The sequence below is a fragment of the Streptomyces sp. ADI95-17 genome, from assembly GCF_003846175.1.
In the GTDB taxonomy this organism is placed as follows: domain Bacteria; phylum Actinomycetota; class Actinomycetes; order Streptomycetales; family Streptomycetaceae; genus Streptomyces; species Streptomyces sanglieri.
In genome coordinates this window covers 1,440,822-1,458,184 of record NZ_ML123044.1, presented here as the reverse complement: position 1 = coordinate 1,458,184, position 17,363 = coordinate 1,440,822, and the positions used below count along the sequence as shown (strand labels likewise).

Below are 17,363 nucleotides of genomic sequence, written 5' to 3'. Positions count from 1 at the left end.
TCGAAGCTCGTCAACTCGTTCTGAAACTAGGGCCGGACAAGGCATTCCACCAGCGACTAGATTGCATGTGAGCCATGCATGGGGGGAATGTGTTCGAGATCGACGCGCTGCGTCTGCTGGTGACCGTGGCCGAGACCGGATCGTTCACGAAGGCCGCGGTCCGGCTCGATTACACGCAGTCGGCGGTGTCCCGGCGGATCGCCTCGCTGGAGAAGGAGACGGGCGGGCCGCTCTTCGAACGGCTGGCCCGGGGCGTGCGGCTGAATCCGGCCGGCCGCGCCCTGCACCGGCACGCGGTGGAGGTGCTCGCGCGGCTGGCGGGTGCGCAGGACGAGATGGCCGCGATCCGGGCCGGGCGGGGCGGCCGGCTGCGGGTGGGCGCGTTCGCCACGGCCAACGTCTCACTGGTGCCCGCCGCGCTACGGGCGTTCGCGCGGTCCAGGCCGGAGGCCGAGATCGTCGCGGTGGAGGGCCGGACCGGCGAGTCGATGCGGCGACTGGCGGAGGGGGCGCTCGACCTGGCCGTGGTCAGCGACTACCCGTCCGGTCTGCCGCCGGTCGACGGCGTCACGACCGAGGTGCTGCTGGAGGACGAGCTGTTCGTCGTCCTTCCCCGCGACCACCGCCTGGCCGGAGCCGGGACGATCGATCTGCGCGAACTGCGCGACGAGACCTGGCTGCAGGACGTCTCCGCCGACCGGCCCCTGATGCTCGCCGAGGTCTGCGGCCGGGCCGGCTTCCGGCCGAGGCGGATCACCAGGATCGGCGAGTGGACCGGCAAGTTCGGCTACGCGGCGGCCGGACTGGGGGTCGCGCTGGTCCCCTCGCTGGCCGCCTGGGCGGTCCCCGCCGAACTCGCCGTATGCCGGTTCGGCGATCTCGCCCCGCACCGGACCGTACATGTCGCACTGCCCGCCACCGCGCCGCTCCCGGCGGCACTGGAGCTCCGGGACCTGCTGCGCGACGCGGTCCCGGGCGGCACCGTCGGCTGAGCGGCCGACGCGCTCACCCGTCGAGCGGCCCGAACCGTCCGAACGTCCCCCGGTGAAACAGCAGCGGATCGGCCCCGTCCACCGCCCCCATCGCCGCCACCCGGCCGACGACGATCAGATGGTCGCCCCCCGTGTGGACGGTCTGGACGCGGCAGTCGATCCAGGCCGGTACGGAGTCCAGCAGCGGCGAACCGGTCGCCGGGGCCGCCTCGTACGCCACCCCCGCGAACTTGTCCGCGCCGCTCACCGCGAAGCTCCGGCACAGCGCGCCCTGGTCCGCGCCGAGGATGTTGACGCAGAAGGCCCCGGCGCGTGCGATGCGCGGCCAGGTCGTCGACGTACGGGCCACCATGAACGTGACCAGCGGCGGATCGAGGGAGAGCGAGGCGAACGACTGGCAGGCGAAGCCCGTCGGGCCCGCCGCGTCGTCCGGGTCGTGCGCGGTCACGATGGTGACCCCGCTGGCGAAGTGCCCCAGTACGCGGCGGAATTCGCCCGGGTCGACGGGCGGCCGCTCCCCGTCGGCCACGGCTCGCAGATGCGGGCGCGGCAGTGGATCGACCGGCGCCGGTCCGGCGGTCGTGGCGGCGCCGACGGACCTGAGGTACCGGACGGCGATGGCGGCCATGCCTGCGTGTCCCATCACCCCTCGATTAGAACTGACGTGTCGTCAGTTGTGAAGGGCCGGGGACCGGCGGCTTGGACATGCCTGTGCGTCGCAAGGTACATTGCATTGCATGGAACCAGGTGATCCGAGCAACCGCACCGCGAGCAAGGCCGAGAGCCAGCTCCGCAAGGGGGTGCTGGAGTACTGCGTGCTCGCCCTGATGCGCGACGGGGCGCGGTACGGGGTCGAGCTGTTGCGGGAACTGGAGGAGACCGGCGCGCTGGCGACCAGCCAGGGCACGGTGTACCCGCTGCTGTCGCGGCTGCGGCGGGACCGGCTCGTCGACACCACCTGGCAGGAGTCCGCCTCGGGGCCACCGAGGCGCTACTACGAGCTGACCGAGGCCGGACGCGCCGCGCTCGCGGAGTTCACGGGAACGTGGCCCGTTTTCCGGGATGCCGTCGACCACCTTCTCGCGCCGAAGGCGCAACCGCAGGCATCTGGAGAGACCGGACGATGAACACGAAGAAGTCGCAGAGCGTCGGAAACAGTGCTGGGAACAACACCGGAAACAACGCCGGGAACAGCACCGGGAGCGAACTGGTCCGGGACTACCTCGCGACGGTCGAGCGCGAGGCGTCGGCGCTTCCCGCCGAACGCCGCCAGGAACTCGTCGCCGATCTCGCCGAGCACATCGAGATCGCGCTCGCCGAGCGGCCCGGCGGCAGCGACCGGGAGATCCTGCGCGAACTGGGCGACCCGCGCACCATCGCCGCCACCGCGCTCCAGGAGTCCGGGTTCGGCCCCGGGGTCCTTCCCGGTGCCGGGGCTGTCACCGGCGCCGGCGCGGGGGAGGCGCCCGGTCGCCGCTCGCCCGCGTGGCTCGTGGTGCTGCTGCCGGTGCTCGCCTTCGGTCTCGGCTATCTCTGGGTACCGCTCGGCTTCGCGCTGAAGGTGGCCGGAGCCGTCGTGCTGTTCAGGTCCCGGCACTGGACGAAGAGCCAGAAGTGGACCGGCTTCGGCCTGACCACGCTGGCACCCTCGCTGATGAACGTGGCCTGGTTCCTCTTCAGCTACCCCAACGACCCGTCGCAGACCGAGTACTGGACGGCGATCGTGGCGGTGGCCGTCGTGACGGTCGCCGGGGCCGGTTGGCTCTGGCGGGTGCGGAGCGACGCGAACGCCGGGCAGCGGCAGTAGTCCCGGACAGGGCCCACCCCCGACGATCGTCGGGGGTGGGCCCTGCCGTTCGGCCCGGGTCCGCCGCTCCCGCCGCTCCTAGGTTCACGTTCATGAGACGAGAAACCGGAAGCAGGACCCGTACCCGTACCCGGACCGCACGGCCGCTGTCGGCCTGCGCCGTACTGGGCGTGGGCGCGGCGGCCGTCGTGGGGCTCGCGCCGGGCGGGCTGGGCGCGGCCGGTGCCGTGGAGGTGACGGGCGGCGCGTCGGCGTCCGCGTACCGCTCGGTGACCGGGGCGGTGGCCGACGCGCCCTCCTGGGCGGGACCGCTGCTGGAGGCGGCCACCGACGGCACCCTGGTCGTCCTCGGCCTGCTGCTGGCGTGGGTCTGGTGGAGCGCCGTACGACGCGGGGACACCCGGGTCTCCGCGGGCACGGTGCTCACCGGCATCGGCACGGTCCTGGCGTACGCGGTGAGCGAGGCCGTGAAGCTGGTGGTGGACGAGGAACGCCCCTGCCGGGCCCTGCACGGCATCGCGGAGACGGCCGCCGAGTGCCCGCCGCCCGGCGACTGGTCCTTCCCGAGCAACCACGCCACCCTCGCCGTCGGCCTCGCCGTGGGCCTGGCCGTGCTGCGCCCGCGCCTCGCCGCCGTCACCCTGCCGGTGGGCGCGGCGGCGGCGCTGCTGCGGGTCGCGGTGGGGGCGCACTACCCGCACGACGTGCTGGCCGGCGCGGTCCTCGGGGCCTCGGTGGTGGCGGCCGTGCTGCTGGCGTTCCTGCCGCTCGCCCGGCGTGCGGCGTCAGCGATCGAGCGGCGGCTGCGCGGGCGCCACGATTCCGGCCTCGTGGGCGACGACGGCCGCGGCGGCCCGGTTGTCCACGCCCAGCCGGGCCAGGATGGAGCTCACATGCGCCTTGACCGTCCCTTCCGCCACGTGGAGCCGCCGGGCGATCTGCCCGTTGGACAGCCCGCTGCCGAGGAAGGCCAGTACGTCGCGTTCCCGGCCGGTGAGCGCACCGACCCGTTCCCGGGCGGCGGTGCGGCGGCCGGCCAGGGCGCCCGCGCCCGTCGCCGAGAGGTGGGCGACGACCCGGGCCGCGACCTTCGGTGACAGATAGGCGGCCCCGTCGGCCACCGCGCGGACCCCCGCGATCAGTTCCTCGGGCTCGCCCGACTTGATCAGGAAACCGGCGGCGCCGCCTCCCAGCGCCTGGAGGATGTAGTCGTCCTCCCCGAAGGTCGTGAGCATCACGACCCCCGTCTCCGGCACGGTGCGCCGGATCTCGGCCGCCGCCTCGATGCCGTTCGTCCCGGGCATCCGGATGTCGAGCACGGCGACGTCCGGGCGGTGGCGGTGTACCAGCTCCACCGCGTCGCGCCCGTCGGCGGCCTCGGCGACGACGTCGATGTCCGGATCGGTGGACAGCACGGAGCGCACCCCCGCGCGGATCATCGGCTCGTCGTCCGCGATCAGTACCCGGATCACAGCCCGCTCACCTCCCCGGGGCGGGCAGCACCCGCGGGACCGCCCGGCCTCATGGCGTCAACGCCTCCTTGGACATCAGCCGGCCGTCCCGGAAACAGAGCCGGTAGGCGTCCCCGGACCGGTCGTCGAAGCGGTCCGCGGTCATGGCGTAGTACCTGCATGTGATGCCTTCTCCCTTCGGTTCCCCGGCCACCGGCCGCTGCGTGGTCTCGCGGTCGGGCAGCAGCCGTCCGACGCTCTCCCGATCCTGACCCACCCGCAGCCTGGCGTAGTCGCCCGGGTCCAGTACGGACAGCCGGGCCGAGCGGATGTCCCAGGCCATCAGCGCCGCGCTCAGCAACGCCCAGGCCACCAGGGGCAGTACGACCGCGACGGCCAGCGCCCGGCGGGCCCGGCTGCGGGCGTGCCGGTGTTCCGGGGGCAGCGCCGCCGGGGGAGCGGCCCGGGGCGTGGCGGGTGCCCGGTGGACGAGTGCGGCGGGCGGGGCGTGCGGGATCCGTGCGGTGACCGAGAAGCCGCCCTCGTGCGGACCGCGCGCGAAGTCCCCGTGCGGGCCGTGCGCGAAGCCGCCCTCGTGCGGGCCGTGCGCGAAGTCCCTGTGCGGGCCGTGCGCGAAGCCGCCCTCGTGCGGACCGTACGCGAACTCGCCGCCGGTCAGCCGTACCCGTTCGTCGAGCCCGATCAGTCCCCGTCCGGTGCCCGGGACGTCCTCGGCGCGGGCCGGTGCGGGCGCGGGCCCGTTCTCCACCCGGACCGTCGTCTCCCCGGCCGCATGCGTCACCCGTACGTCCACCCGCGCCCCCGGCGCGTGCTTGGCCGCGTTGGTCAGGGCCTCCTGGACCACGCGATGGGCGGCCCGCGCGGCCGCCGGGGAGATGGCGCCGGCCTCCCCCTCGACCCGCAGGACGACCGGGAGCCCGGCGGCCGCGGCCTCCTCGACCAGCCGGGCGATACCGGTGCCGGACGGTTGCGACGGCTGCGACGGCCGTGGCGCCTCCTCGTCCGCCTCCTCGCGCAGCAGACCGATCACCTCGCCGAGCCGCTCCACCGAGGCGGCCGCCCGGGCCCGGATCTCCCCGGCCGCGGCCCGGTGCGCCTCGTCGAGACCGGGGGCCAGTTTGAGGGCACCGGCCGACAGGGCGATGAGGCTGAGGTCGTGCCCGAGTACGTCGTGCATGTCCTGGGCGATCCTGGCCCGTTCGCGGGACCTCGCCTGCTCGGCGACGAGCCGCTGTTCGCGCTCCAGCCGGCCCGCCCGCTCCCAGCCGGCCCGGACGAGTTCCTGGTACTGGCGCCAGAAGCGCCCCGCGAACCACGGCAGCATGGCGGCCACCGCCACCACCGCGACGAACCGCCCCGCCATCAGCAGCCAGGAAGGCACCAGGGCCACCGCCACCACGCCACCGGCCAGCACCGCCACCAGCACCAGGACCGTGGGCCCGGTCCTCCCGGGCTCCCGCCCCGCGAAGAACGCCGCCACGGCGGCGGGCAGCGCCCACCACATACTGACCGCGCTCAGCCCGACACAGACCGCCGCCCCGACCGCCAGCAGATTCCCCGGGGCGACGAGCGCCCGCCGCACCGCACCGCTCGACATCACTCGCTCCGCCCCTCCACCTCTCCACCTCTCCGCCTCTCCACCCGGACGACCGTACGCAGCTAGGCAGCGCCCCGACACTGCCGAAAGTCACCGTTGCCAATTGCCTGGCGCGGGGCGGGCGGGGACGGCTAAGCTCCGTAACGAGACGGACCGTCCCGTCTCGTTCGTCTCGTACCGTACTCACGAAGGAGCGGCATCCCGTGCCCAGCACCAGAACCTGGTTCATCACCGGCGCCTCCCGTGGCCTGGGACGCGCCTTCGCGGAGGCCGCGCTGTCCGCCGGGGACCGGGTGGTGGCGGCCGCCCGCGACGTCGGCCCGCTCGCCGGCCTGGCGGAGAAGTACCCGGACCGGCTCCTCGCACTGCCCCTCGACGTCTCCGACCGCCGGGCCGTGTTCGAGACCGTGGAACGCGCGGCGGCGGCCTTCGACGGCCTCGACATCGTGGTCAACAACGCCGGCGGTCTGCTGTACGGCATGGTGGAGGAGGCCACCGAGAAACAGATCCGGGACCACCTCGACGTCAACTTCTTCGGCGCGGTCTGGGTCGCCCAGGCCGTACTTCCCCACCTGCGTGCGCGCGGCTCCGGGCGCCTGCTCCAGGTCACGTCGATGGGCAGCGGCGGCGGCATGGCCGGGGTCGGCTTCTACGCGGCGGGCAAGGCGGCGCTCGACTCGGTCAGCGAGGCGCTGGCGATGGAGGCCGAGCAGTTCGGCGTCAAGGTCACCATCGTCCAGATGGGCGGCTATGCCACGGGCCTGTTCACCTCCGGCACCACGGCGACCGAACCCGACCCCGCCTACGCCGAACTGCGCACCCGGCTGGAGGAGATGTGGGGCGACGACGCGGGCCCGGACCCGAGCGAGGCGGCCCCCGTGCTCCTGGAACTGGCCGCCCTGCCCGACCCGCCGCGCCGCCTGATTCTCGGCAACCGGTCCTTCGACATCGTCCTGGAGATGGACCGGGCCCGCGCGGAGCAGTACCGCGCCTGGGAAACCCTCAGCCGCATGGCACCTGGGTGAGCACACCGGACGGCGACCGCACCCGGTCGCGGGCCGCTACTCTGAGTCGTCGGACCGGCTGAGCGGGAGGAGACACCGAATGACCAGTGCGCCCGACTACAGCCAGGGCATCGATTCCGAACGCGCCCTGAAATTCGCGGTACAGCGGATCCGCGGAGACCGTGCCCAGATCATCGAAGGGATCATCGAGCCCGTGACTCCGACCTGGGACCACGAACGGGCGGCCCGGGTCGTCCGAAGGCAGATCGAGGACCGTGTGGACGAACTCGGCTGCGTCGAGGGCTCGGGCAACCTGGACCTGCCCGGTTCGTCGAACTGGTACGTCCCCGACATCGCTGTCGTGCCCGAGGCACTGGCGAAAGGGGGCGGCGCCCTTCTCCCCGATCAGACACTGCTCGTCGTGGAGGTCACGTCGGAGTCGAATGCGGAGACCGACCGTGTTGTGAAGCGGCGTCGCTACGCCGAGTACCGGGCCCCGCTGTACCTCCTCGTCGACCGGATCGAGGGCAGCGTGACGCTGTTCTCCGAGCCCGGACACCTGGGCTACACCCACGTGGACGGCCCGCACCCGTTCGGCGCGGTTCTGAGGCTGCCGCATCCGTTCGACCTGGACCTGGACACCGGTGCTCTGTCACCCGCCTGACGGTTTCTAGACCCCCCGGTACTTCGGCGCCCGCCGTTCCACGAAGCTCGCCACGCCCTCGTTGGCGTCCTGCGTGGTCATGTTGATCTCCTGCGCCATGGCCTCGGCGGCGAACGCCGTTGCCCGGTCGGCGTCCAGCGACGCGTTGACGAGCTGCTTGGTGAGGGCGATCGACCGGGTCGGCCCCTCGGCCAGCCGCTGGGCCCACGCCCGTGCCGTCGCCGCCAACTCCTCGTCCGGGACGACCCGGTTGACCAGCCCCAGACGTTCCGCCTCCGCCGCCGGGAGCGAGTCGCCGAAGAACATCAGCTCCTTGGCGCGCTGCGGGCCGATCAGCCGGGGCAGCAGATACGCGCCGCCGCCGTCGGGTACGAGGCCGCGGCGTACGAACACCTCGATGAACTTCGCCGACCCGGCGGCCAGCACCAGATCGCAGGCGAACGCGAGATGGGCGCCGATGCCGGCCGCGGTGCCGTTGACCGCCGCGATGACGGGCTTCTCGCAGTCCAGGACCGCGGCGATCAGACGCTGTGCGCCGAGCCGGATCGTACGGGCGACATCGCCCGGCACCCGCTCGCCGGTCGCCGGGGCGCCGCGCAGGTCGGCGCCCGCGCAGAAACCCCGGCCGGTGGCGGTGAGCACCACGGCCCGGACCGCCGGGTCGGCGGAGGCCTCGGCGAGCAGGCCGATGACGCGTTCCCGCTGCTCCCAGGTGACGGCGTTCATCGCCTCGGGGCGGTTGAGCGTGATCCAGGAGACGCCGTTGTCAGTGGCGTGGAGTACCAATGAATGGAGCGGGTCGGCGGGCTCGGCCGGTTCGGTGGACTCGGTGATGTCTTCGGGGGAGGACGGCATGGGGCAGCTCCTGGGTGGGCGCGGTGGCGGCGGCAGCGGTCGTGGTGGCGGACGGTTCGAGCGATGGCTCGGGCCATGGTGCGAGCGGTGGCTCGGGCCATGGTGCGGGCGGTGGCGCGGGCCATGGTGCGAGCGGTGGTGCGGGCGTTGGTCCGGGCGACGGTGCGAGCCGTGGCGCGGGCGGTCGGGGGAGCGGCGGTCAGCGGCAGACGGCGAGCGCGTCCAGCGCCACCGCGCCCTGCCCCCGCCCGAGCACCATCAGCGGGTTGATGTCCAGCTCGGCGAGGTCGTCGCCCAGTTCCAGCGCCATCCGCTGCACCCGCAGCACGACCTCGACGAGCGCGTCCACATCCACCGGCGGACCGCCGCGCACGCCCTCCAGCAGGGCCCGGCCGCGCAGTTCGCCCAGCATCGAGCGCGCCTGGTCCTCGCCGAACGGCGGCACCCGCACCGCCGCGTCGTGCAGCACCTCGACGAGTACGCCCCCGAGCCCGACCGTCACCGTCGGCCCGAAGAGCGCGTCCTGGGTGACGCCGACCATCATCTCGACGCCCCGCTCGACCATCTGGCAGACCAGGATCCCGTCCAGCTCGATGCCCTCGAACCGCGCGATGTCGGTCAGCTCGCGATACGCGTCCCGCACCTGGCTCGCGGAGGTGAGGCCGACCTTGACCAGGCCCAGTTCGGTCTTGTGGGCGAGCCGGGCGCCCGAGGCCTTCATGACGACCGGGTAGCCGACCAGGGCCGCCGCCCGGACGGACGCCGCGGCGCTGGTCACCAACTGCTCGCGCGGCACCCGGATCCCGTACGCCCGCAGCAGCTGCTTCGCCGCGTGCTCGCTCAGCTGCCGGCCCGGGCGCATCAGCGCCTGCGCCTTGCGGAACGAGGGCGAGGGCGTGCGCGGCGCCTCGTCGAAGGGGGAGCGGTAGGAGGCGGCGAACCGGTGGTGGTCCAGATAGGCCTTCACTGCGGTGATGCAGTTGCCGAAGGTACGGAAGGTGGCGACGCGCGACGAGCCGAGCAGTGTCGTGCGGTACGCCTCCTCCGTACCGACGGGCGAGCCCCACACCACGCACACCAGCTTGTCCGTGCTCTCCGCCGCGTCCACCAGGTCCTGCGCGAGCTTGTCGCTCATCGGCGGGAAGGGGCCGGTGATCGGACAGATCAGCACCCCGACGTCGGGGTCGGCGAGTATCGCGTCGATGATCTTCCGGCCGCGCCAGTCGCCGACCGGATGGCCGCCGTTGTCGACCGGGTTCGCCACGTTCAGATAGTCCGGGATCCACTCGTGCAGCTCGCGCTGCTTCGCCTCGGACAGGGTGGGCAGGTTCAGCCCCGCGCCGGTCGCCAGGTCCGAGAAGTGTGCGCCCGTGCCGCCCGAGATCGAATACACCACGACCCCCTCGGCCTGCGGCTTCCGGGCCCGCGCGAGCAGCGCCGCGGTGTCCTGGAGTTCGTCGAGGCCGTCCACCCGGATCACACCGAACTGCCGCATCGCCGCGTCCACCACCTGGTCGGCGCCGGTCAGCTTGCCGGTGTGTGACGCGGCCATCCGGGCCCCCGTCTCGGTACGTCCCACCTTGACCGCCACGACCGGAACCCCGGCCCGCGCCGCCCGGTCCGCGGCCAGCAGGAAGGAGCGCCCGTCCTTGAGCCCCTCCACGTAGCAGGCGATGGCCCCGACCTCGGGGCGCTGCGAGAAGTACGAGATGAAGTCGGCGGTCTCCAGATCCGCCTCGTTGCCCGTGGGCGCCCAGTGCGAGAGCCGCACGCCCAGCTCCTGGAGGGTGTAGACGGGGCGGCCCTGGTGACCGGACTGGGTGATCAGCGCGATGGCCGGCCCGTCCAGATCGTCCCGGAACTCCTCGAAGGCGTTGAGGTTGGTGTTCGGCCCGAGCAGCCGCAGCCCGGACCGCTCCACCGCGGCGGCCAGCCGTGCCTGGGCGGCGGCCCCCTCCTCGCCGGTCTCGGCGAACCCGGAGGCGAAGGCGACGGCGAACCGCACCTTGGCCTGCGCGAGTTCCTCGATCACCGGGAGCGGGTCGCCGACCAGCAGCACGGCCAGATCGACCTGCTCCGGCAGCTCCGCGACGGAAGGAGAACAGGCCAGCCCGAACACGGACTTCCTGGTGGGGTGCACGGGATACAGCCGCGCCCCGACCCGCTCGGCCCAGCGGATCAGCTGCCGGGTGATGCCGGTGTTGGGCCGTCCCTCGGCGTCGGACGCGCCGATGACGGCCACGGACCCGGGCCGGAAGAACCGGTCCAGATCCGGCACGGCCGCGTACAACGGCCGGCCGCTGACGTCCAGCACGCCTTCCGTGGCGGCGGCGACCGTCATGCTGTGGACGGCGGCGTGCGGCTCCTCGCCGCAGGCCACCACCCTGGCGCGGAAGTCGGTGGTGAGGGTGCCATGAGTCGATCCAAGCATCGTTCCGCCCACTCCTGCTCGGGGTCCGTCGGGTGATCGTGCCCGGCCAGCTCCCAAAAGCTGACGCCCTGTCAGGTTACTGAACTGACGGCGCGTCAGGAATGGGTGTGCAGGCAAAGCCTGTAAGAGCGGGTCGGCGGCGACGGACGGAGCCGTACAACCTCCGGGTGATCTTGGACGTCCAACGGTCGGGCCGGACACACCGGCCGTCGCCCGCCATCCGTGGCCCACCCCTGGGAGAAACATGAGACCCGTCTCCGCCCGGCGCACCGTGCGCCTCGGTGTCTGTGTCGCCGCAGCCGCCGGACTGCTGACCGCCGGCCTCGCGGCCCCCGCGTTCGCCGAGGAGCAGACCGACCAGCTCTGGATACAGGCGCCGAGCGAGCAGAAGCTGATCCCCGGCGGCAGTACGTCGGAGGGCAGCCCGCTGGACATCGGGCTCTACCACGACAACGACAACTTCGCCGTCACCGACGGCCGGCTCTCGGTCGACATCTCCGGCATCGCCGGGGTGGCCGATGTGACCTGGCCCGACAACTGCGCCCCGACCGGGACCACGGCCGTCTGCACCGTCCCCGAGGTGCCCGTCATCGGTGACGCCTACAGCCCGCAGGTCCACCTCACGGTCCGCGCCGCCGACGGCGCCGCGACCGGGGCCCAGGGGCGGATCACCTATGCCGCCGTGGCCACCGGCGGCCCCGACGGCACGCTGGAAGCCCCGCGCGACTCGTTCGACACCACGGTCTCAGTCGGTTCGGGCCCCGACCTGTCCCTCGGCGAGATCACCCCGGTCAAGAACCTCCAGCCGGGCGCCGCCCGGACCGTGCCGTTCGCGGTGACCAACAAGGGCAGCGAGCGCTCCGAGGGTGTCACCGCCACCTTCACCGCTTCGTACGGGCTCGACTTCCTCACCGAGTACCCCGAGTGCACCTACAGGACGACCGGCGGCGACTACGCCCCGATGTCCCACGCCACCTGCTCCTTCGACCAGGTCGTCGAGCCGGGTGACGCCTTCACCCTGCCGTCGCCGCTGCGGGTCGCCCTCGCCGCGCACGCGTACGCCGAGCGCCTCGACATCAGTGTCGAGCCCGGCAACGGAGCCACCGACCTCTCGGAGGAGGACAACTACACGATCGCCGCCTTCGGCGCGGTGAACACGGCGGACTTCGCGGCCCAGGGCACCCAGGTCACGGGCGGCGTCGGCGAGACCGTCACCGCCGAACTCGGCTTCCGTAACAACGGCCCGGCCTGGATCGGCAACCTCGGCTCCGGCGACCCGGTCGCGGCGGTCGACGTCACCGTCCCCGAGGGCGTCACCGTCACCTCCGCCCCCGCCGACTGCGAACCGCGCACCCTGAGCGGCGGCCACTACCCGCAGCGGACCGGCGCCCCGCGCTACAGCTGCGAGATGCCGTACTGGGCCCTGCCGGACGAGACGCGCTCGCTCCCGTTCCAGCTGCGCATCGACCGAGTGGTCCCCGACGCGACCGGCCGCGTCATGCTCACCACCGGTGGCTCCAGCCCCGCGACCTTCCCGTTCGACCCGCAGCCGGCCAACAACACGGCCCAGCTCGTGCTGAACGCCACGCCCGCAGCCTGACCCACGTCCCCCCTCGACACGAGCGCGGGACGCGACCGGTCCTCCCGGCCGCGCCCCGCGCGGGTCAGCCACCGACGCCCGTCAGCTCGCGGACGCGTAGTTCACGAAGTCCGCCCATGTCGTGGGTGTGACGGCGAATCGGGGGCCGGGCACGTGCTTCGAGTCGCGGACGTGGACCGTGCCCGGGGTGGCCGCGACCTCGACGCAGTCGTTTCCGCTGCTGCTGTCGCTGTAGCTGCTCTTGAACCACTTCAGCTCGGAAGTGTCCCGGGCGGAGGGCTTGCGGATCATGTGTCTCCCAGCGCTTGCGTCGCGGGCGCGGATGATGTCGGTCAGTTCGTGGACGCGTAGTTCACGAAGTCCGCCCATGCCGTGGGCGTGACGGCGATTCGGGGGCCGGGCACGTTCTTCGAGTCGCGGACGTGGACTGTGCCCGGGGTGGCCGCGACCTCGATGCAATCACTGGGGTTGCTGCTGTCGCTGTAGGTGCTCTTGAACCACTCCAACTCGGGGCCATCCCCGGCGGATTGCTCGTGGATCATGTTTCTCCCAGCACTCGCTCGATGAAGGCCAGTGACTCTTCTGGCGAGAGAGCCCGAGCCCGGATAATGCCATACCGCAACTCAAGAATACGGAGCTGTCGCGGGTTGGAAACCGGGCGGCCCGCGAACTCGTCGTCGGTCCGTCCGATCGCAGAACCGTCAGCGAACTTCAGGACCTGAATGCGTCCGCCCGTTCCTGGGTGGTCCCATTGAGACGTCGGCATCACCTGAATCTCCACGGAGGGCAACCTGCCGACCTTGAGCAGGTTCTCAAGCTGCTGGCGCCACACCGCCAGACCTCCGGTCGGGCGGCGCAGCGATGTCTCCTCCTGTACGAAGCTGAGCTCCGGAGCGGGCTCCCGTTCGAAGATCGATTGCCGCGCCATGCGCGCGGCCACTGCTCGCTCCAACTCATCCCGGGACAACATGGGGCGCCGAGTGCCGAGCAATGCCCGGGCGTATTCCTCGGTCTGCAACAAACCGTGCAGGTTTTGGCTTCCGTACGACGCGAGCTCCACTGCTCGGGATTCCAGCTTGGCCAGCGCCCGGATCTTCTTCGGGTACCGGACCTCCGCCACGTCCTGCTTCATCGCGGAGAGCTTCCCGCTGGCCCCCAGTACCCTGTCCGCTCTGTCCAGGAGCTCCGGCCGGGGGATGCGACGGCCGCTCTCCACCTTGTAGACCAGGTCCTCCCCGTACCCGATCGCCGTGCCGAACTCGCAGGCCCGCAGGCCCGCCGACTCCCGCCATGCCTTGAGCTGGCGGCCCACTGCGGCGAGCACGGCCAGGCCCGACTCGTCATCGGGATCCACGTCCCAGCCGGACTCGTCCGCTCCGCCGTCAGCGCGTTCCGTACCGGCCCCATCCACGCTCATCCGTGCCCCATTTCCGCTGTGCGTGCCGTTCTCTTCCTCAACCCCTTCTGTCCCCGGCCCGTCACCCCGGACAGCCAGGACAGCGCTGGACAAGCCCCGGACAGTTACCGTACGCAAGAGCTTTGTCACTGTTCACGGTATGCGGGCCCGGCCACGCTGAGTGACGTGAATCGAGAAATCGCTCAACCTCAACTGGCCTCCCCCACCCGCGCGTTCACCGTGCTGCTCTCGCCCACGCGCCGGGGCGCCCGCCTTGCCCGGCTGCTGGCCACGGCGCATCTGGGGGACTGGGGCATCGTGCCCGGCCCGTTCCCGCGCAAGACGGTCTGGGCCGAGCTCGACCTCGTACGGTGAGCGGCCGCACCGGATCGTGACAGCCGCGACCCGGTGGACCGCGATCCGGTGAACGACGACGCGGGGGACCGCGACGTGGTCGTGCACGACGTCAAAAGATCTAAGAACCGGGGAGAAAAACCCTTCCCAACCCAACCCCACCCCGCCCCGCCGCACCCCACTTCACGCCCGTCACTCACACGGGTGAGCTTCCCCAACTCGGCTGGAAGTGAGGCCGGTTGTCCGGCATATGCTCGCCACACAACCCCAGACGCGCGACGGCCCTCGCCAGGACGGCAATCCTGAAACGAGGGCCTGACCAACAAGGAAGAAGCAAGCTTCCTGATGGATACCCCGCAGATTAGCGCGCCCTCGCGCGCCCCGTCATCCGGTGTCGTACATATCGACACCCGGCACACCGGTCGCTTCACGGTCGTGGGCAACCACCTCGCCCAGCACCGCGAACTGTCCCTCGTCGCGATCGGGCTCGCCGCCCACATCCAGTCGCTGCCCGACGGCGCCAGGATCGGCATCAAGCCCCTCGCCGACCGTTTCCCGGAGAGCGAGGCCCGCATCGCCGCCGCCCTGCGCGAACTGGAGGCCCACGGCTACCTGAAGCGCACCCGGGAGCGACTGCCCAGCGGCAGGGTCGTCACCCGCACGGTCTCGTACAACCAGCCCCTCACCGGTACGAGGTCCGCCGCAGCGCCGCAGCCGCAGCCGCAGACCCGGCCGACGTCGGAGTCCGGGCCGCGACCAAGGCCCGTCCGCCCGGTCCCCGCGCCCCGCCCGGAAACGGTCACGCCCGCCCCCGCGCCCTCGGCTCCCACGCCCGCTCCCGCGCCGGAGACGCCCAAGACGGACGAACCCGCCCCGGCCCCCGCGCCGCCGCGCCCTCCGCTTCCCCGCCCGCAGGCTCACGACCTCGACCGGCATCGCGTGGCTGTCGAACTCCTCGCGGACCTTCGGCGCCACGAATCCCGGCTGCTGCTGGGCGAGGCCGACATCCGCCGGCTGGCCCCCGCCGTGGCCGCCTGGCTCGAACGGGACGCGCGGCCCGACGCCGTACGCCGCACCCTCGTCGCGGACCTGCCCGAATCGCTGACCCGTCCGGCGGGACTCCTCGCCCACCGCCTCACCGTGCTCCTGCCTCCACCCCTGCCCACCGCCCCGGCCGACGAGGCCGCGCCGTGCCGTGACCCCCTCCAGAACTGTGACGGCTGCGACCGGGCCTTCCGTGCCCCCGAGCCGGGCCACTGCCGCGAGTGCCGAACCGACCTGAAGGAGGCCGCCTAGCATGAACGTGACGACCCTTGCCCCCAGGCGCAGACGAGGAGCGCACGCCATGGCCAACGCCCCGGACCACGCACAGCGGGATTCGCTCCACTACCGGGCCATGCGCGACATCGTCGAGCAGATGCAGGACGACGTTCCCGGGAAAATTGAGATCACCAAAGAAGGAATCGTCCACGACATGATGGCGCCCGCCGGACTCCACGAGCTGACGGCACTCCGTCTTCGGAAGCGCCTGGAGAAGGTGATGCCGGAAGAACTGGCAGCTCACACCGGGACCCCTGATGTGGAGAACGTACCTCAGGGCATCATGCGCCACCCCGACATCATGGTGATCGCCGAGAACGACATGGAGGTTGACGGCTCCCTCGACCCCCTTACGCTCATCGCCGCCATCGAGGTCGTCTCCCGGTCCAACCCGGACAACGACTGGGTGAGCAAGCTGCGGGACTACCCACTGCTCGGCGTCCCCGTCTACGCGATCTTCGACCCCCGTACGGGCACGGGCGCCGTCCTCTCCGAGATCCACGCGACGCCGGAAGGCCCGAGGTACGCGATCCGCAAGGACTTCGTGTACGGCGAGGACGTCACCATCGGCGAGTGGACGATCTCGACCGACGGGCTGCCGCTGTACGCCTGAGCCCACGGGCGGAACCGGCAGCCCGCGCCCCGCCCCGCGCGGGCTCAGCGCCTGCGTGCCGCCTTCTTGGCGATCTTGCGGGCGTCCAGGGCCAGTTCGCGCAGCATGCCGCTGATCGGGTTGGTGAAGCCGGTGAAGTACAGCCCCGGGGCCTGCTTGGGGGTGCGGGCGCCGTGGACGACCGGGCGGCCCCGGGCGTCCAGCACGCCGAGGTGGCCGACCAGGCCCTCCAGGGACCGCCGGTAGCCGGTCGCCGCGATCACCGTGTCCGGGGTGATCCGGTCGCCGCCCGCCAGTACCACCGCGTCCCCGTCGAACGACTCGACGGCCGCCACCGGCACCACCCGGCCGCGCTTCACCGCGTCGATCAGTCCCACGTCCTGCACCGGGATCGCGCCGTCCTTGACCCGTGAGTACAGGCCGGTGTCCGGGCGGGGGAGGCCCTGCGCGGCGAGGTCGGGCACGGCGATCCTGGCCATCAGGCGCCCGGCCCGGTCGACCAGCCGGACCGGCAGCCTGCGGACCAGGATGCCGGTCAGCTGCGCGGGCCAGCCCGCCGTCGAACGGCGCACGATGTGCGGCACGGTGCGCACGGCGATCCGTACCCGGGCCGCACCGCCCTCGACCAGGTCCACGGCGAGCTCCGCGCCCGTGTTGCCGATGCCGACGACCAGGACGTCCTTGCCCGCGTACGGGGCGGGGTTGCGGTAGTCGCAGGCGTGGACCAGGTCGCCGGTGAAGGTGTCGCGGCCGGGCCAGTCGGGGATGCGCGGGGTGTGGTTGAAGCCGGTGGCGACGACGACCGCCCGGCCGGTCAGCACCCGGCCGCCGGTCGCGGTCAGCTGCCAGCTCCTGCCGTCCGGGGCGCGGTCGATCCGGGACACCTCGACGCCCGTCACCACTTCCAGCTCGTGGTGCTCGGCGTACTTGTCCAGATAGCGCACCACATCGTCCCTGGACACCCAGCGCCCGAACCGGCGCGGCATCGCGAGCCCCGGGAGCGCGGACCGGCGCCGGGTCGTGTGGAGGTGCAGCCGGTCGTAGTGACGGCGCCAGGACGCGCCCACGTTCCCGGACTTCTCCAGCACCACCGCCCGTACGCCCAGCTCGCGCAGGGCCGCTGCGGCGGCGAGGCCGCCCGGCCCGCCGCCGATGACGTAGACGGGGCGGTCCTCGGTGAGGTCGGTGGGGGCCGATATGGGGATACCGGCGGTAAGTGCGCTGTCGGACATGGTTCGGAGCGTAATCGCGCACCTGG

General features: G+C 72.4%; 18 protein-coding genes and 1 pseudogene. 10 read left to right on the top strand and 9 right to left on the bottom strand.

Features of this window, described 5'->3' with window-relative positions; genetic code table 11:
* Positions 1–89: 89 nt before the first annotated feature.
* Entirely contained in the window at positions 90–992 is a 903-nt protein-coding gene (locus tag EES42_RS06550; protein WP_124717081.1) for a LysR family transcriptional regulator, read from the top strand.
* Positions 993–1,005: 13 nt separating this feature from the next.
* On the opposite strand, the gene EES42_RS06545 is transcribed toward EES42_RS06550, so the two are convergent.
* Entirely contained in the window at positions 1,006–1,620 is a 615-nt protein-coding gene (locus EES42_RS06545) for a flavin reductase family protein (RefSeq protein WP_124717444.1), read from the bottom strand.
* A 109-nt stretch (positions 1,621–1,729) separates the two neighbouring features.
* On the opposite strand from EES42_RS06545, the gene EES42_RS06540 reads away from it, so the two are divergent.
* From EES42_RS06540 to EES42_RS06530, 3 genes and pseudogenes are all read left to right on the top strand, one after another.
* The gene (locus tag EES42_RS06540) at positions 1,730–2,119 is read left to right on the top strand and encodes a PadR family transcriptional regulator (protein WP_124717080.1); all 390 of its coding nucleotides are present in this window, start codon (positions 1,730–1,732) and stop codon (positions 2,117–2,119) included.
* Positions 2,116–2,799, top strand: coding sequence for a DUF1700 domain-containing protein (locus EES42_RS06535; RefSeq protein ID WP_241196252.1), 684 nt, complete (start codon positions 2,116–2,118; stop codon positions 2,797–2,799). Before EES42_RS06540 ends, EES42_RS06535 begins: the two co-directional genes overlap by 4 nt.
* Positions 2,800–2,891: 92 nt before the next feature.
* Positions 2,892–3,542, top strand: a pseudogene (locus tag EES42_RS06530) (phosphatase PAP2 family protein); the annotation flags it as partial.
* Between the two features lie 42 nt (positions 3,543–3,584).
* On the opposite strand, the gene EES42_RS06525 reads toward EES42_RS06530, so the two are convergent.
* The gene (locus EES42_RS06525; RefSeq protein WP_124717079.1) at positions 3,585–4,271 is read right to left on the bottom strand and encodes a response regulator; all 687 of its coding nucleotides are present in this window, start codon (positions 4,269–4,271) and stop codon (positions 3,585–3,587) included.
* A gap of 49 nt (positions 4,272–4,320) precedes the next feature.
* Entirely contained in the window at positions 4,321–5,775 is a 1,455-nt protein-coding gene (locus EES42_RS06520; RefSeq protein WP_241196295.1) for a sensor histidine kinase, read from the bottom strand.
* 296 nt (positions 5,776–6,071) lie between these two features.
* Between EES42_RS06520 and EES42_RS06515 the strand changes: the two genes are divergently transcribed.
* Together EES42_RS06515 and EES42_RS06510 are read left to right on the top strand one after the other, a co-directional pair.
* Entirely contained in the window at positions 6,072–6,893 is an 822-nt protein-coding gene (locus EES42_RS06515; RefSeq protein WP_124717077.1) for an SDR family NAD(P)-dependent oxidoreductase, read from the top strand.
* A gap of 79 nt (positions 6,894–6,972) precedes the next feature.
* On the top strand, positions 6,973–7,536 hold the full coding sequence (locus EES42_RS06510) for a Uma2 family endonuclease (RefSeq protein ID WP_124717076.1): 564 nt from the start codon (positions 6,973–6,975) through the stop codon (positions 7,534–7,536).
* Between the two features lie 6 nt (positions 7,537–7,542).
* On the opposite strand, the gene EES42_RS06505 is transcribed toward EES42_RS06510, so the two are convergent.
* Together EES42_RS06505 and EES42_RS06495 are read right to left on the bottom strand one after the other, a co-directional pair.
* The gene (locus EES42_RS06505; RefSeq protein ID WP_124717075.1) at positions 7,543–8,391 is read right to left on the bottom strand and encodes an enoyl-CoA hydratase/isomerase family protein; all 849 of its coding nucleotides are present in this window, start codon (positions 8,389–8,391) and stop codon (positions 7,543–7,545) included.
* Positions 8,392–8,590: 199 nt separating this feature from the next.
* Positions 8,591–10,822: an acetate--CoA ligase family protein gene (locus EES42_RS06495; protein WP_124717073.1), complete on the bottom strand. Its 2,232-nt coding sequence runs from the start codon at positions 10,820–10,822 to the stop codon at positions 8,591–8,593.
* Between the two features lie 244 nt (positions 10,823–11,066).
* Here EES42_RS06495 and EES42_RS06490 point away from each other — a divergent pair, with 244 nt between their 5' ends.
* Positions 11,067–12,422, top strand: a complete 1,356-nt coding sequence (locus EES42_RS06490) for a COG1361 family protein (RefSeq protein ID WP_124717072.1) — start codon at positions 11,067–11,069, stop codon at positions 12,420–12,422.
* 81 nt (positions 12,423–12,503) lie between these two features.
* On the opposite strand, the gene EES42_RS06485 is transcribed toward EES42_RS06490, so the two are convergent.
* Genes EES42_RS06485 through EES42_RS06475 form a run of 3 tightly spaced genes read right to left on the bottom strand, consistent with a single transcriptional unit; the run spans position 12,504 to position 13,839 of the window.
* Positions 12,504–12,713 carry a DUF397 domain-containing protein gene (locus EES42_RS06485; RefSeq protein ID WP_124717071.1) on the bottom strand — a complete coding sequence of 70 codons (210 nt, stop codon included), beginning with the start codon at positions 12,711–12,713 and terminating at the stop codon, positions 12,504–12,506.
* A 41-nt stretch (positions 12,714–12,754) separates the two neighbouring features.
* Positions 12,755–12,964, bottom strand: a complete 210-nt coding sequence (locus tag EES42_RS06480; RefSeq protein ID WP_124717070.1) for a DUF397 domain-containing protein — start codon at positions 12,962–12,964, stop codon at positions 12,755–12,757.
* On the bottom strand, positions 12,961–13,839 hold the full coding sequence (locus tag EES42_RS06475) for a helix-turn-helix domain-containing protein (protein ID WP_124717069.1): 879 nt from the start codon (positions 13,837–13,839) through the stop codon (positions 12,961–12,963). Before EES42_RS06475 ends, EES42_RS06480 begins: the two co-directional genes overlap by 4 nt.
* A gap of 165 nt (positions 13,840–14,004) precedes the next feature.
* Between EES42_RS06475 and EES42_RS06470 the strand changes: the two genes are divergently transcribed.
* The 3 genes from EES42_RS06470 (at position 14,005) to EES42_RS06460 (ending at position 16,105) form a co-directional block, all read left to right on the top strand.
* Positions 14,005–14,193: a hypothetical protein gene (locus EES42_RS06470; protein ID WP_124717068.1), complete on the top strand. Its 189-nt coding sequence runs from the start codon at positions 14,005–14,007 to the stop codon at positions 14,191–14,193.
* A 324-nt stretch (positions 14,194–14,517) separates the two neighbouring features.
* Complete coding sequence (locus tag EES42_RS06465) at positions 14,518–15,468, top strand: helix-turn-helix domain-containing protein (protein WP_124717067.1); 951 nt, start codon at positions 14,518–14,520, stop codon at positions 15,466–15,468.
* Positions 15,469–15,517: 49 nt separating this feature from the next.
* Positions 15,518–16,105, top strand: a complete 588-nt coding sequence (locus EES42_RS06460; RefSeq protein ID WP_124717442.1) for a Uma2 family endonuclease — start codon at positions 15,518–15,520, stop codon at positions 16,103–16,105.
* A 44-nt stretch (positions 16,106–16,149) separates the two neighbouring features.
* Here the strand turns inward: EES42_RS06460 and EES42_RS06455 are convergent, their stop codons facing one another.
* Positions 16,150–17,337: a flavin-containing monooxygenase gene (locus EES42_RS06455; protein ID WP_124717066.1), complete on the bottom strand. Its 1,188-nt coding sequence runs from the start codon at positions 17,335–17,337 to the stop codon at positions 16,150–16,152.
* Between the last annotated feature and the right edge of the window lie 26 nt (positions 17,338–17,363).

Excerpts from the sequence above, each read along its gene's own strand:
- EES42_RS06520 (WP_241196295.1), bottom strand. The coding sequence starts at position 5,775 with ATGTGGTGGGCGCTGCCCGCCGCCGTGGCGGCGTTCTTCGCGGGGCGG.
- EES42_RS06490 (WP_124717072.1), top strand. The coding sequence starts at position 11,067 with ATGAGACCCGTCTCCGCCCGGCGCACCGTGCGCCTCGGTGTCTGTGTC.
- EES42_RS06480 (WP_124717070.1), bottom strand. The coding sequence starts at position 12,964 with ATGATCCACGAGCAATCCGCCGGGGATGGCCCCGAGTTGGAGTGGTTC.
- EES42_RS06505 (WP_124717075.1), bottom strand. The coding sequence starts at position 8,391 with ATGCCGTCCTCCCCCGAAGACATCACCGAGTCCACCGAACCGGCCGAG.
- EES42_RS06540 (WP_124717080.1), top strand. The coding sequence starts at position 1,730 with ATGGAACCAGGTGATCCGAGCAACCGCACCGCGAGCAAGGCCGAGAGC.
- EES42_RS06460 (WP_124717442.1), top strand. The coding sequence starts at position 15,518 with ATGGCCAACGCCCCGGACCACGCACAGCGGGATTCGCTCCACTACCGG.
- EES42_RS06535 (WP_241196252.1), top strand. The coding sequence starts at position 2,116 with ATGAACACGAAGAAGTCGCAGAGCGTCGGAAACAGTGCTGGGAACAAC.
- EES42_RS06475 (WP_124717069.1), bottom strand. The coding sequence starts at position 13,839 with ATGAGCGTGGATGGGGCCGGTACGGAACGCGCTGACGGCGGAGCGGAC.
- EES42_RS06495 (WP_124717073.1), bottom strand. The coding sequence starts at position 10,822 with ATGCTTGGATCGACTCATGGCACCCTCACCACCGACTTCCGCGCCAGG.
- EES42_RS06455 (WP_124717066.1), bottom strand. The coding sequence starts at position 17,337 with ATGTCCGACAGCGCACTTACCGCCGGTATCCCCATATCGGCCCCCACC.
- EES42_RS06545 (WP_124717444.1), bottom strand. The coding sequence starts at position 1,620 with ATGGCCGCCATCGCCGTCCGGTACCTCAGGTCCGTCGGCGCCGCCACG.
- EES42_RS06485 (WP_124717071.1), bottom strand. The coding sequence starts at position 12,713 with ATGATCCGCAAGCCCTCCGCCCGGGACACTTCCGAGCTGAAGTGGTTC.
- EES42_RS06465 (WP_124717067.1), top strand. The coding sequence starts at position 14,518 with ATGGATACCCCGCAGATTAGCGCGCCCTCGCGCGCCCCGTCATCCGGT.
- EES42_RS06510 (WP_124717076.1), top strand. The coding sequence starts at position 6,973 with ATGACCAGTGCGCCCGACTACAGCCAGGGCATCGATTCCGAACGCGCC.